Genomic DNA, 14576 nt, shown 5'->3' with positions numbered 1-14576 from the left:
AAGTGGACCGATAAACGTATTGCGGAGACAATCCCTTATCGCTTCAAACAAAGGGTGACCACCCCCAACGTCATCCCAAACCGCATCGCCGCTTCCCTAGCGAAATACCCGCCCTTCTCGCACCTCGGCACCGACGAGGTATTCGAGCTCGCCAGCAAGGCGCGGGTACGCGCCCTCGTCTCCGGAGACACGCTCTTCGAACAAGGCGACCCGCCGCCCAAAGACCTATTCTTCCTCGAAAACGGGCGCATAGAGTACTACTGGGCCAACGAAGGAAAAAGCGAACTCGTCGACGTCAGGGATATCGGCGACCTCATTGGATTGACCGCCGTACTCGAAACCTCGCCCCATCGAGTCACCGCTAGCGTCGCCGAGGATTGCCTCCTCTACGCCATCGAGGCGGAGCGATTCCTCAAGCTGATCGAGTTCAACGACACCGCTCGCAACTACGTTCGCCGCCACCTTTTCTGGGCAACCCGCGTAGGCGGAAAAGTCAGCGTGCCCGATGAAGCCCGTATCCAAGGAAAACGTACAATCCTTGAGTCCTACTTCGAAGGGGCCCAACTGGTAAAGCCCCGGCCCCTCGATCGCCTGCTCACCTGCCTTCCAGACGAATCGCTCGAAGTCGCCACCGCCATGATGGTGGCGAAACGCGTCCCCTCCATCCTCGTCGTCGACGATCGCCGCCACCCGCTCGGCATCGTGACCAGCATCAATCTGCTAAAGGAAATCGTCGTCGCGGGCGGATCCGCCTCTTCCCCCGTCAAGTCCTTGATAAGCGGCCCCGTGCATACCGTCGCTCCCGAATCCAGCGCCGCGGCCGCCATCCTCCTGATGCTGCGCCAGCGGATCAGTCTCGTCTGCGTGACCGAGGACGGCACTCCCGAGTCCAAAGCCCTCGACGTCTGCACCTACAAGGACCTGCTCGCCCGCACCAGCCGCCACCCCGCCTTTTTCCTCAACCAAATCCGCCGCGCTCGCACCGTTTCGCGGCTTCGCGAAATCTGCGACGAAATCGAACTCGTAGGCAAAAGCTACCTGGAAGCAAAAGTATCGGGCATCCTCGTCGGGCAAATTTTCGCGGAGCTCAACGATGTCCTCATCGAACGCCTGATCGCCCTCACCCTAGAAGAGCTAGCCGATAGCGGCAAGGAGCTCCCCCAGGTGGACTGGGCCTGGATGAGCATCGGCAGCGATGGGCGGCGCGAGCAAATCCTGCGGACCGATATGGATAACGCCATGGTCTTCGCCTCTACCGGCGACCCAGCCAAGGATGAAGCAATCCGCAATGAGCTGCTGGCCTTCAATAGCTCCGTCATCGACAAGTTCGTGGCCTGCGGTTTCGCCCGCTGCCAAGGAGGGGTCATGAGCTCCAACCCTCGCTGGTGCCGCAGCGAAACGGAATGGGCGAACGAAATGGCTAAGGTAAACATCGAAAACGGAGAAGACGTCCTTCGGGCGAGCATCCTGCTCGACATGCGATTCGTAGAAGGCAAGCGCTCGCTTTGCCTCGACCTCAGGAAATCCCTCTTCTCCATCGCCGCCAAAAACGCGTTCCTGCTCCGACGCTTCGCCGAAATCGCAGTCGCCACCCCACCCCCGCTCAGCTTCTTCGGAAAATTCCTCGTAGAAAAGAAAGGCAGCAACGTCGGAGAATTCGACATCAAGGCCAAAGCCCTCTCTCCGCTGCGAGACGCCGCCCGCGTATTCGCCATCCAATACAACTTGACCAGCCACCACTCCACCGGCGGACGCCTCGAGGAATTGGGCGAGGCAGTACCGGAACTCCGAGAGATCGCCCAACACGCCTACGGCGCCTACGACTTCCTCCTGCAGCTGCGCAACCTCACCGGCCTGGAACGCCACGACTCCGGCCGCTACATCACGCCCTCCAAGCTGAGCAAGCTCGACCGGGCCCAACTCTCCAACATCTTCGACGTCGTGCGCATGACCCAGCAAGCCGTTCGTAGGACCTTCCACCTCGACCCACGCATTTCATGATCTGGCCGTTCTCCCGTCCCAAAGATCCAGTCGCCTTGCGCTACCTTTCCTGCAAGCCGGACCAGCGACGCGAGAAGCGAGAGATCCGCGAACTCCCCATCGTAGTGCTCGACGCCGAAACCACGGGCTTCCGAGTCGGCTTCGACCGGCTCCTCACCCTCGGCCTCCTAAAAATCGAGAAGCTGCAAATCGCCATCGACAGCGCCCGCAGCTGGACCATCTACCGAGAGACCTCCGTCATCAACGAGGCAGTCCAAGTCCACGGAATCCTTCCTTCGGAATCGAGGAACGGCATCCCGGAGAGAGAGGTCCTTGCGGAATTCTTCGAGGAACTGCAAGACGCCATCATCGTTGGCCACCACATCAACTTCGATATCGCCATGCTTTCCGAAGCGAGCAAACGCCACTTCCGCATTCCCCTGAAAAATCGAGTGGTGGACACCGGGCACCTCGCCATGCAAGAGCTTGCCACCTTCAAACGAACCGGCTACCCGAACCAGCGTCCTCCCTCCCTCGACGAACTCTGCCTCCACCTCAACATCCCTTCCCTCGAACGCCATACCGCCCTCGGCGACGCCTATACCACCGGACTTCTTTTCCTTAACCTATGCGCCCGCCTTAGCCGGCGCCTCGATCGTCCCGTCCAGCTAGGCGACCTGCCTTAACGGATAAACACAGCCAAACTCGAGTATCCACAATATGGGTACAGTCATACCTTATCTTTCCGACAAGGGCGTTATCCGATAAAGCCCAGCCCCATGCGGAGCGATCTCCCTCGTAAACTCGTTTTGAAAAATGCCCAAATCTTCTTCAGCCCAAAGGTCTCGAACCTGAGCCCTTTCCGGCAAGCCTAGCTCCGCAAAGCTCACGCTAACCTCAGTATCGATTTCCAAGGAAACTAGCGACTCCTCCGCCAATACTCCAAACATGACCGAGCCCTTCTCCGTTACGACGCCCTTCGCCGTGAAGCGCTCGTAGCCCTCCGGCAATTCGTAGACGATCTTCGATTCGGAATGGGTTCCGATCCCCTCCACTCGCTTGCCATCTAGAACCAGCGGCTCGCCCGCGCAGCTCAAGTTCACCCGAGGAGCTCCCCAGCCCGCATCGGCGTAGGCCCAATCCAACTCCGTCAACTTCAGGGATCCCCCTGGACCGTGCAAGGTAGGATCCACCCAAACCGCATGGTCCCAATCAAATCCGTCCCCGCCATCCGTCACGAAAAGAACCAGTCGCTTGGCCGCCCCTATATCCAGAGAAATCTCCTGGGACTGCCCCTTTCCCGCAATGACCGGACTGGCATAGTCAGCCTCAGAGAAGGTCAGCCGTTCGCCCGCGCTCTGGGCATTGAACAAAGCCACGTACTTGTCCTCGCTGCCCGGTACATCCGCCATCCAAACGATGTGGTTCCGAATTCTGGATACCTGCCGATTGTTCTCGCTGTTCTGGTTAACCTCCAACATCGGCGGATGCGTCAACATCCGTTTCGTGAACGCATCCAACCGCGTCATGTCGCCACCGAAGATCAAAGGCGAGCGAGCGATGCTCCACAAAGTCATCAGGGTATAAATCTCGTCCTCCGTAAACTGCGTAGGACGGTCGAACTCGACGATCCCGATCGGCAACATATCCGCATCCGGCCACGCCCCTGGCCTGCGATAGGGAGTCCAAGCGTGGCAACGTTCGAACATCGCCTTCAACAATCCCCAACGATCCCAGAAGTCGTCCGTGATCCGCCAAAGGTTCGCGTGCTGCGACACATGCTCGCCCGCCTCCACCGGCGTGGATCCAGGCGACAAGCTCAACACCATAGGCCGACCGCACTTATCTATCGCAGCTCGGATGGCTTCGATCTCCGCCCGCTGCACCGCATCATACGGCCGCGAAATATCGTCGACCTTCACGTAGTCGACTCCCCACTCCGCGTACAGCTGGAAGATCGAATCGTAGTAAGCCTGTCCCGCTTCGGTCGTAGCGTCCACTCCATACATATCCGGATTCCAAGGACAAACGGAGTCAACGATTCCAACTTCCCCCGCCGTTGCCGCGGTTCCCAGCAAGGGCGTATCCCTCTCCACCGCCTGCCGCGGGATCCCCCGCATAATATGGATACCGAAACGCAAGCCCTTGGAGCGCACGTAGTCCGCAAGAGGCTTGAAGCCTTTTCCTCCCGCAGCAGATGGGAATCGGTTCTCCGCCGGCGTCAGCCGGCTGAAAGCGTCCATGGAAAGCTCCGCCCCTGGGTTATAATAATGACCTTTGGCATTCGGTTCGTACCACTGAATGTCCACCGTCAGCACATCGTAGCCGAAGGGTAGCAAGTGTTCCGCCATTGCGTCGGCCTGTTCTCGTATTTGGGATTCCGTTACAGAAGTGCCAAAGATATCCCAGCTGTTCCACCCCATGGGCGGAGTCGGGGCCAGCTCCCAGTGTTCCGGTTTCGAGCTAGCGGCAAGAAACGGCGCAGTGGCTGCGGCCATCAAAGCGAGAAGAGGGTAAAGTCTCATAGATAAAGGGCTTGATTCGGGGCTAAAACGATCGAGACGGCTTCGCGCAAAACGCGTCCAATCCTCACGATCGTTCAGATACACTCATGATTCTACAGACGACGCCAGCTCTCGTCTATCACCCAATCGAGTGCATTGGCGCCATCGCTCAATCAATATGCACGATCCCATAGCGGATCGCCGCAATCGCCGCTTCGGTCCGATCCCTCACCTTCAGTTTGCTGAACAAAGTCTTAAGGTGCGATTTCACCGTCTCCTCGGAAATGCAAAGCCCAAAGGCGATCTCCTTGTTGCTACGGCCTTTGATCAGCGATTCCAAGACATCCCGCTCGCGCTCCGTGAGCGGCTGCCGCTGTGCTCGCTCCGCCAGGCGCTCCGCTACTTGCCGAGGCAAAACCTCCTCGCCAGCATGCACGCTGCGGACCGTGCCAGCGATTTCCTCCACCGCCATGTCCTTGAGCAAGTAAGACTTCGCTCCGGACTGAATCGCCCGATGGATATCCTCGTCCCAATCGTAAGTGGAAAGCACGATCACCTTCGCATCAGGATGCTTGCGGCAAATCGAAAGAATAGCCTCCGCTCCGCCCATCTGATGCATGCGTAGGTCCATCAGCACTACATCCGGCAATACGTCGTCGTAAACCTCGATCGCCTCCTCGCCGTCCGAAGCCTCAGCGATCACCTCCATGTCCGACTGACTGTCGATCAAGGCGATGATTCCCATGCGCATAGAAGGATGGTCGTCCACCACCAAAACTTTGATAGGTACGGGCGCTTGGGCAACATTCCGCACCTGAGCTACGCTGTCTGCTTCGCTTTTCATTCTTTCTCTGCATTCTTCGAGCGACGCCTCTGCGAAGCCACGCCGAAGACTAGCACAGGGTTCCGCCCTTGACCCTCACCCAAATGGGGGAATTGGGCTAGAATCTATACGATTGCCGAGGCCCCGACTTGCCCCGCCAGCCGATTTCAATAGCGTCTCAACCCATCGTTCCCGCAACGGTACTCCCCTTCGCCCTCTCCCAACCGCTACCTTCGTGCCTTACCTAAACACTCGCTACACCTACCCACTGCCCCCGCTCTCTCTTCTCCTAGCCCTCGCAGCGGTCCTCATACTACCATGCCAGCCCACCCAGGCCCAAACGCCCGCCCCCGAGCCACTCTTCACCACCGCCGCTGAGATCAGAGCCCTCTCCCCAGAGGAGGCGGCCAAGCAACATCCGATCCGCCTCAGAGGTTGCTACATGGCCCAGGAGACCCACTCCTTTTCCATGCAGGACGAAACGGACGGCATCTTCATCTTCACCTCCTCCACCTCCGTCGACGTAGACTTCAAGCGAGGCGACCGGGTAGAAGTCATCGGCTACACGAACGCCGGCGACTACGCTCCCTGCGTCACCGCCACCTCCGTGCGCTTGATCGGAAAGGCAAGCGTCCCCGATCCCATACCCACCACTCTGGCCGAGCTCTACTTCGGGCAAATGGACGCCAAATGGGTCGAGCTCGAAGGCATCGTCCGACGCGTGGAAATCCTCCCCAATATCCTGCAAAAGCCGCCGGAAGCGCTCACTCCCGACGGCGAAAACCTATACACCAAGCTCAAGCTCGTCTCCGGCAACCTGGAGCTCGTGATCGAAATGCAGGAACTCTTGGACCCCAGCAAATACCTCGACGCCAAGATTCGAGTCGTCGGCCACTGCTTCTACCTGCACAACGGCAACCGCCAGTTCGTGCGCCCCATCCTGCACACCCCCATGGGAATCGTGCCCGACATCATCCAGCCCCCCGTCTACAAGAGCTTCGATACCCCGCCCCGCCCCGTCTCCAGCCTTTTCACGTTCGACCCCTCTGGCGGCAACCCCGGACACCGCGTCCACGTCAAGGGCGTGGTGACCCATCAACGCCCCGGCAAAGCCCTCTGGATACGCGACGACAAGCAAAGCCTCCGCATCCAAAGCTCGCAAGACGAAGCCCTTGTACCGGGCGACATCGTCAGCGTATTGGGTTTTCCAACACCAGGCACCTACAGCCCCGTCCTGCAAGACGCCACCTTCAAAAAACGAGGAAACGCCCCCCGACCTGCTCCCGTAGAGCTCTCAGAGCTTAACATGATCACTCGCCACGACTCGGACCTCATCCGCCTCACCGCCACCCTTCTCGAAGTCCAACGCTACCCCGAAAGCATCGAGCTTACCCTCCAAGGACTGGGCACTACCGTGCGCGCCTCCCTCATAAGCCACGCCGAGCTGGACTCACTCCCGGACTGGCGCCCAGGCAGCACCGTATCCGTATCCGGAATCGCCACCGTGGGCGAAGGGGAAACCATCCCCCTCAACGGACTCTGGTGGTCCGAATCCCTGCACCTTCTCCTGCGCTCCCCCAGCGACCTTACCATTCTCACGCCCGCCCCTTGGTGGACCCCCCAGCGCATCGCCTACGGTCTCGCCGGCGTCCTGCTCCTCGCCATCGCCACCATCGCCCTCATCGTACTCTTCTCACGCCGTAGACTCCGCGAGCAAAAGCAGCAACGGGCCATGGCGGAATCCGAATTTTCCGCGATCCTCACCGAACGCAACCGCGTCGCCCGCGAAATCCACGACACCCTCGCCCAAAACATCGGAGCCATCTCCGTCCACCTCGAACTGGTACGACCCGACGTTCGCGACCTCAAGGAAGACGCCCAAAAGCACATCCAAACCGCCCACAAGCTAGCCCGTACCGCGCTCACCGACGCCCGCGACTCCATCTGGAACATGCGCTCGCAGGTACTGGAAAAGCACGACCTTGGCGGAGCGCTCGAACGCATCGCCCTCCAGCTCGTAGAAGACAGCGACATCGAAGCCAGCGTAAGCGTATCCGGAAACAGGAGACGCCTCCCTCCCGTAGTAGAAAACAACCTCCTGCGCGTCGGCCAAGAAGCCGTTACCAACGCCATCAAGCACGCGAAGCCCCAAAAGATAGAAATCCATATCTCCTACCACAACAGGCGAATCGAACTCGTCGTACAAGACGACGGCCAAGGCTTCGACCAAGAAAAAACCTGCCAAGACTCAAAGAAGAGCTTCGGCCTCGTGGGAATTCGCGAGCGCGTGGAGCTGCTCGACGGCGAGGTCGACATACAAAGTACGCCCGGAAAAGGAACCCGAATCCGCGTCGAAGTGAGCGACTAACCCTCGCGAACTTCAAACGTATCCACCTTTAAACGACAGAAACAAAGATGAGCCACGAAGAATCAAACGCTCCCATTCGCGTCATGATCGCCGACGACCATCCTTCCATGCGCATGGGATTGGTCGCCCTGATCAACCAGCAGCCGGGCATGACGGTGATCGCCGAAGCCTCCGATGGCGAGGAAGCCATCGAGGTGTTCGAGGACACCCTCCCCGACGTCACACTCATGGACCTGCGCATGCCCGAAATGGGCGGGGCCGAGGCCATTCTCGCCATCCGCAAAAAATTCCCCGAAGCGAAAATCATAGTCCTCTCAACCTACGACTGGGACGAAGACATCCACCGAGCCCTGCAGTCCGGTGCCGCCTCCTACCTGCTTAAGGACATGCCCATTGAAGACATAGCCGAAACCGTCAAGCTCGTAAACGAAGGCGACACCTCCCTCCCCCAAAGCGTCGCCAAACGCCTCGAGCTGCGCTCGCAACGCGATCAAATCACCGAGCGGGAGCGCGATGTCCTCGAAGCGCTCATCAAGGGCCGCAGCAACAAGGAGATCGCCTCCAGCCTCTCCATCTCAGAGGAGACCGTGAAGTCTCACCTCAAGACTCTCTTCGCCAAACTTCGCGTACGCGACCGCACCGAGGCAGCCATCGCCGCCATCCGGCACGGTATCGTACACTTGGACTAGACTAGAGCCGGGCTATCAAATCAATCGAACGCTACTTGGAGTCGCTTCCCGGTATAGGTGACCGACTTGCTTCGCTTCGCTTTCGCGTGCAGCCCCGCCTTTTCGCCCGAAGCCATTAGCAAAACCTTTAGCTTACGCTTCTTGTTCATCTCCGGATACGAGCCTTCGCGGGCTTCCAACGTTAAAATCCGATTCGAGTCATCCCAAACGAGATCATACGTCGCATATTCGCCCTCCTCGTAATCGTAAGTCTCGTTATCGTCCTCGTAGAGGGTGAACTCAGCGTCGGCTCCCGGGTAGATTCGTATCTCGTACGGCGCGTCAGGCCGTTCCGTCGCATACTGCACGACCGGCCCCATCGGCACAATCGAACCCGCGCGGACATAGAGCGGAATAACATCCATCGGAGCTTCCTTCGTCACGCTTTGCCCGCCATCGAAGGTTTCGTTCGTCCAAAAGTCATACCACTGCGAGCCCTCGGGTAGATAAGTCTCCACGGTAAGGTTTCGCTCCCCCTTTTTCGCTTCGATCTCGCGAATCTCGCTCGGAGTACGCCAGGCAAGGCGGAGATAGCGTTCGTATCCACCTTGGTAATACTCGATTTCGATCGGAAGCTCTTGCCCCTTCTTCAAGCTTACCTTTTTCCCTTTGTAACGTTTAGCAGCATAGTTCCAGTCCTCCACCACCAGCTCACCATCGAAGTAGAGTCGAAAACCGTCGTCTCCTTCCAAACCTACTTCGTACTCGCCATCTTCAGGAGCCACCAGCACCCCTTCCCATCGACCCGAGAAGTTATAGAAGCCATCGAGTCCTCCTGGAGGGCCTGCCAAAGGAGGGCCTGGCCAATCGTGGTCCAAGGTAAGGTCCACGACCTTGCCTTTCGGCTCCTCGAAGTTTTCCCCCGCAAAGTACTGTCCCGCCAATCCGGGTTTCCCGTCAGGAGTCCGCAGGGCAGTCGAAGGCACGGTCCCCGGAGGCGGGTTCAATTCCCGATACATCGGACGCGTCACTGGATTAACCAAAAACGACGAACCGAACATAAAGGAATTATCGATATCGAAAACGTTCCTGTCGGCGGCAAAATCCATCACCAGTGGTCGCATCAAAGTATAGCTCTCGTCGGTCACCTTCCAGCTCAAGCTGTAGATATAGGGCAGGAGACGATAGCGCAGGTGGACCGCATCCAAAAGGGAATCGTACACTTGAGGATCCATATCCTTAAAAATATAGGGCTCACGCTCTACGCTGGTCCCATGCACGCGCATCAAAGGATTGAATACACCAAACTGAAACCAACGGGCAAAAAGTTCACGATAAGCTGGATTGGTCTCGCCGCCGGGATAGTCCCGCACAAAGAAGCCACCTATATCCTGGGTCCAATATGGATTTCCCGTTACCGTAACGTTCACTCCGTCCGCAATCTGACTTTTCAAGGTCTCCCAACTTGCGTAAATATCGCCTGACCAAGACGCAGCAGCGGTACGCTGAGCCCCTGCCCAACCAGACCGAGTCAAGGTAAAGACCCGCTTATCGCTAGTGGCCCGTTGACCTTCGTAGGTTCCCATAGTCGTCATCAGAGAATACGGATTGAGATAGCGAGAGGTGTCGCCCAAGGCGTTCTGGCCAATCTGCTTGATATCGCGAGCCACCTGATAAGGGTCCCAGCAGGCGGTAGTCAATTCGACTTCGGTCCCATCCATCCAAAGGGCATCCACCCCCTTATCGAGCAGCCCTTCTTTCACATGCTTGAAGTAGATCTCCCGGCCCTTTTCGCTGAAGGCGTCATATATGTGAGCCTTCTTCGAAATCCAATGAAGCGGCCCGTGACGCAGCCCGTATCGGTCCAGTTCCTTGGCCAAAGGCGTATCGTTTCCGATCGAAGGCCAGATCGAAATCATGAGTTTCATATTCAGATCGTGGATCGTTTTCGTCATCCCTTCCGGATCAGGAAATCGTTCGCTATCCCAAATCATTCCGCTCCAGCTTCCATCGTTAGCGGAGCCCCAGTACTGCCAATCCTGCACGATGTAATCCAGCGGAAATTCCTGTTCGCGGAATTCCTTCGCCACTTCGACAATACGTTCTTGAGTCGGGTAACGCTCCTTGCTCATGAAAAGACCAAAAGCTTGTTTCGGATACATCGGCGCCGCTCCCGTCAACCAACGGTATCCTGCTACAACATCATCCAAATCTTCTCCCGCCATGAAGTAATAATCCACGCCGCCAGGAGCGCTCTCGGCCCAGAGCCGGGCTCCCGCCTCATCGTCCTTGAACTTCATGACCGAGTAGGTATCCCAAAGAACCCCGTAGCTTTCGGAGGACATCATGACAGGAATCACGATGCCAATATTGGTCTGCACCAAAAGCAACTCCTTGCCCCTTCTCTGAGTCTCGTTAGTTCCTAGATAGCCGAATCCATATATCGCCTCTCCCTCCTTTAAGGTAAAGGTGTTCTCGGCTTCGTAGGTGGGAGCGCCTTCGTATTCAAACCGCCTTACGCGTTGAGGACTTTCCTGATGTTCCTGCGTGTAGATCCTTCCGCTACGATCTCTAAAGGTTACCGCCCCCGTCTGCTTGCTGATCTCGACTCGCAAAAACTCGCCGGTCAAAACCAGGGACCGCTCAAGCTCTTCCAAATCGAAAGAGACTGGCTTGGGCTTCTCTACCACTACGATACTCGGATGCTTCCAGTGACTCTCGCCAAGGTTCGCGTTCACGCGCACCACTTTCGGATCGTAGAAAATCACGTTCTTAGTGATCCCATCCAGAACGAACTGGATCCCGCTCTCCAAGCGCTCAAAAACGAAACCGTCCTCGTCGGTTCGCAAGAGAGCCTGCATATGGCCCTTATCATCCAGTCCTGAATGATCCGCGCTAACAACTGGGCAAGCTCCTAATAAACCTGCGCAAATTATTGAATAAATAGATTTTATATTCATACCCAAATATCAATTCAAAGCCGTTCGAGCCCTTAATCTTTCTTTACCTCAAGGCGCAGAAACAAATTCTCGTCCGATCCCTGCGTACGCTGGAATCGTATCCATCGAATCGCACCCTCCTCGCCCAAAACCTCCGTGCTCCCTTCCGCCTCAACCCAAAGAGGCGAAAGATCCGAAGATTCTAGGACTCGAAATTCCAAATCTACCGCTCTCGAGTCGCGTCGATAGACCATAGCCAGAGGAGAAGTTGAGCGATCGAGATAAGGAGCGATTGACCGATCCGCCACCCGCGGATCGCCGCCGTAAGCTCGCTCCAGAATGTTGACGATGCCATCACGGTCCGGATCCTCTCCGTCCGCAGCGTCACCCTCGTTTTCCACTGTCCCGAAGTGCTCCCGTCGCCATTCCTCACCAGGAGACAGCAAGCTCACTGAATGAGCCGAAGATGCGAGGCTCTCTCCCATCTCATTCACCGCAGTCACCAGATAATAGAAGCGATCGCTTCCAGAGGCATGCTCGTCCAAGTATCCATTTTTCAATACTTCCGTCCCGATTGCAACAAAAGGACCATCGCTCGTCTCAGAACGCTTCACCGTGTAGCTCTTGGCCCCCGGCACGTCCTGCCAGGTCAGGTAAACCTCATCCCCGCTAAACGCTCCCGCCACGGACATGGGCGCGGCAGGGATCGATAGCCCCGCCTCAGCCACCACTTCATGCGTAGCGAGAGCAAAATTGTGGATTCGGAAATCGTCGATTCGTCCCCGGTAGAATGAAAAGGAATCGAAATGGCTTTTTCCTATAACGTTCAAAATCGATCCAAGATCCGAGGGCGAAGCAAACCCGTCGCTCTCGTCCTGCAATACCCCATCGACGTACAATCGGGCAACGCCCGCGCCTAAGGTTACCGAAAGGTGCGTCCAACGGTTGGACTCCAGAGTCGCCCCATTCAGCTGTTTTTCCGCGCCGCCACTTATCATTGCAAATCGAAGCCCGCTTCCTTCAACTTTCGGACTCAAATAGAAACGGGATTCCGAATTTTCCCCAAACTCGAAGAGGCGCTGCCCGTCCGAGCCACCGCTCCAGTAGACCCAACAGGAAATGCTCAAGCCCTCAAAGTTGGACACCTCTGCAGGGAGATTCGCAAACTGGGTCGCCCCATTGAAATACAGCGACTTCCCTCCTCCGCGTCCATCTAGGAAGGCTGGCGTATAGCCTGTTTCCGCGTCGTTCGCATTGCCGGAGCTGTCTCCCATAGATTGCTCGAAGCCAAGCGACAAAACCAAGGCTCGCCCCCTACTGGGTGAAGCAGATACTTCCTCCGAATAGTCGGAATGATTGAGCGAGCGGTCGACCGCCTTGACCCGGTAGAAGAAGGAACTCCCCTCGTTGGCAGAGCCATCCACGAAGGCATTGCTTGATATGCCTCGAGCGATCAATTCGTACGGTCCCTCCGACTCGATCGAGCGGTAAATGCTATAACTATCGAAATCAGCGTCGGAATTTTCGTCCCAGGCAAGGCTCACCGAAAGTGCATTCGCCCGAGCGCTCAAACCCGTCGGAGCTTCAGGCGGATCGAACTCGACCAAGGCCCCCGCAGGAAGGAATCGCCACTGCTGCAGAAAACCGCCAGGCCCCTCGCCCAGCTGCGCGTTGGCTCCGTCGTCCACGGAACCATTCGCCACTTCCAGATACTTGCCGCTGAAGCGGCTGCGGATATAGAAGTATCCATCCTCTACGTACTCGAGAACCCATTGTTGGTTGGTCCCCCCCGCATAGTCATAGAGACGGACGTCCGCGCCGGCGTCTAGATTCCAGTTCCAAACGTCACCCGTCTTTTCCGAATTGTGAAAGGGTTTGATGGAGAAATAGCTCCAGTCTCCACCGATCGTAAAGGGAACGCGAGAAACCATCCAGGACTGGTGATCGCTGTAGCTAGGACTTGCTTGCTGGAGATTGGCTCCGTTCTGGGAACTCCCTCCCTCGACTTCCAGCACCTTGCCCGTCGCTCGATTCACCAAGGTATAACGCCCGTCGATCACCGGCTGTATGTCTTCCCCCCAAGTAACGTTAACCACCCGCTCCGCATTTTTATGGGCTGCCGTCCGGTAACCGCTTCCGCCCGTTGTATTCACTTTAAACCGACGCTGTGGACCGACTCCATCGTAGAAGACATCCCGATCCTTGGAAACGAAAACGAAAGAAGTCGGGCGGGCCTCTCTTTCCGACTCTCCCACGAACGCCTGCACCTTGCCGCTAGGCGCCCGGTAGACGGAAGCAGCGGTCCAGTTCGGACGATTTTCCGCATAACCGAGGCGGCGCCCATCGCTGGCCTTCACAAATTCCCCTCTGGCGTATTCGGCGCTCCCCCACCAGATGCCTGCTTCCATGCCGTACTCGGCGCCGACCATCGCCTCCATCACGTTGTGCAATTCGTCGTTTATTCCAATATCACCATTCGACTTAACGTATTCAAAAAACGATGCATAGGTATCGAAGGTACCTGCGAGCTGGTGAGTATTGCCTTCGTCGAGCAAATCCTTCAACGGATCGTACCAATCCATCGCTTCATCGTTATTGAGCGTGCTGCCACCAGCTAGACGGATATTCGCGAAGCTATCCTTGTATTTCGGATCTTCTCGCAAAAGGGCAAGTATCTCCCTCAAGCGCGAAACGCTGCCCTGTCCATTGGAGAGAAGGTCTGGCTCGTTGAAAGGAGCCACCGACAATACCGTTCTCCCTGCCTCCTCCGCCTTTTGCCGCGTGATGTCGATCAGCTCAGCCCATCGGTCGGGGCGCGGTCCGCTAGACCCATCCATAAAGTAGGGATCGATGCCGATGGTATCGCTATTGAAATAGAGCCCCGCATCGGGCTTAGCATACGTATCTACGATCCTCATACGCTCATCAAATTCCGCCTGTCGCGTGGTCTCGAGATCCCCGTCGATCAAAGGCCGGTCGCCGGTGAAGGAAAAGCGAATCACGTCTACCTGATCCTTCCCCATAAACTCGACGCCGCGGCGTACGTTGCTCTCCGAAAGCCAAGCGGTATCAAGTCCCCAAATCGGGATGGACTTTTCGACCCCCTCATCGCTCAGGTCGAAAAATACAAATTCCTCGCCCGAGCTTGCCGGAACAAGCGACAGCAGAGCGGCAACAAGCGCGGAGCGGCAAACGCCCATGGCCTTAGCCGATGAAAAAACGGAGCGTCCTGAAACGGTAGAGAATTGGATTAGACTCATAGTCGTAGTATGATTTCGGGTACAGGCGGGCTAG

General features: G+C 57.1%; 8 protein-coding genes. 4 read left to right on the top strand and 4 right to left on the bottom strand.

What is annotated here, in order from left to right; translation table 11 throughout:
* Nucleotides 1-54 precede the first annotated feature (54 nt).
* Both QEH57_RS10185 and QEH57_RS10180 read left to right on the top strand, forming a co-directional pair.
* Nucleotides 55-2001 carry a DUF294 nucleotidyltransferase-like domain-containing protein gene (locus QEH57_RS10185; protein ID WP_309006628.1) on the top strand — a complete coding sequence of 649 codons (1947 nt, stop codon included), beginning with the start codon at nt 55-57 and terminating at the stop codon, nt 1999-2001.
* A complete protein-coding gene (locus tag QEH57_RS10180; protein WP_309006627.1) occupies nt 1998-2666 on the top strand; it encodes a 3'-5' exonuclease in 669 nt (222 codons plus the stop codon). The genes QEH57_RS10185 and QEH57_RS10180 overlap by 4 nt, the downstream gene beginning before the upstream one ends.
* A gap of 51 nt (nt 2667-2717) precedes the next feature.
* Here the strand turns inward: QEH57_RS10180 and QEH57_RS10175 are convergent, their stop codons facing one another.
* Nucleotides 2718-4505 carry an NPCBM/NEW2 domain-containing protein gene (locus tag QEH57_RS10175; protein ID WP_309006626.1) on the bottom strand — a complete coding sequence of 596 codons (1788 nt, stop codon included), beginning with the start codon at nt 4503-4505 and terminating at the stop codon, nt 2718-2720.
* A 148-nt stretch (nt 4506-4653) separates the two neighbouring features.
* A complete protein-coding gene (locus tag QEH57_RS10170; protein WP_309006625.1) occupies nt 4654-5328 on the bottom strand; it encodes a response regulator transcription factor in 675 nt (224 codons plus the stop codon).
* Nucleotides 5329-5542: 214 nt separating this feature from the next.
* Here QEH57_RS10170 and QEH57_RS10165 point away from each other — a divergent pair, with 214 nt between their 5' ends.
* Nucleotides 5543-7675: a sensor histidine kinase gene (locus QEH57_RS10165; protein ID WP_309006624.1), complete on the top strand. Its 2133-nt coding sequence runs from the start codon at nt 5543-5545 to the stop codon at nt 7673-7675.
* Between the two features lie 47 nt (nt 7676-7722).
* Nucleotides 7723-8364, top strand: coding sequence for a response regulator transcription factor (locus QEH57_RS10160; protein ID WP_309006623.1), 642 nt, complete (start codon nt 7723-7725; stop codon nt 8362-8364).
* A gap of 20 nt (nt 8365-8384) precedes the next feature.
* Here the strand turns inward: QEH57_RS10160 and QEH57_RS10155 are convergent, their stop codons facing one another.
* Together QEH57_RS10155 and QEH57_RS10150 are read right to left on the bottom strand one after the other, a co-directional pair.
* Complete coding sequence (locus tag QEH57_RS10155; RefSeq protein ID WP_309006622.1) at nt 8385-11204, bottom strand: TIM-barrel domain-containing protein; 2820 nt, start codon at nt 11202-11204, stop codon at nt 8385-8387.
* Nucleotides 11205-11335: 131 nt separating this feature from the next.
* A complete protein-coding gene (locus QEH57_RS10150) occupies nt 11336-14542 on the bottom strand; it encodes an RICIN domain-containing protein (protein WP_309006621.1) in 3207 nt (1068 codons plus the stop codon).
* Nucleotides 14543-14576 lie beyond the last annotated feature (34 nt).

The organism is Pelagicoccus sp. SDUM812005 (assembly GCF_031127875.1).
Lineage (GTDB): Bacteria > Verrucomicrobiota > Verrucomicrobiia > Opitutales > Opitutaceae > Pelagicoccus.
This window is presented reverse-complemented; position numbering and strand designations above follow the sequence as displayed.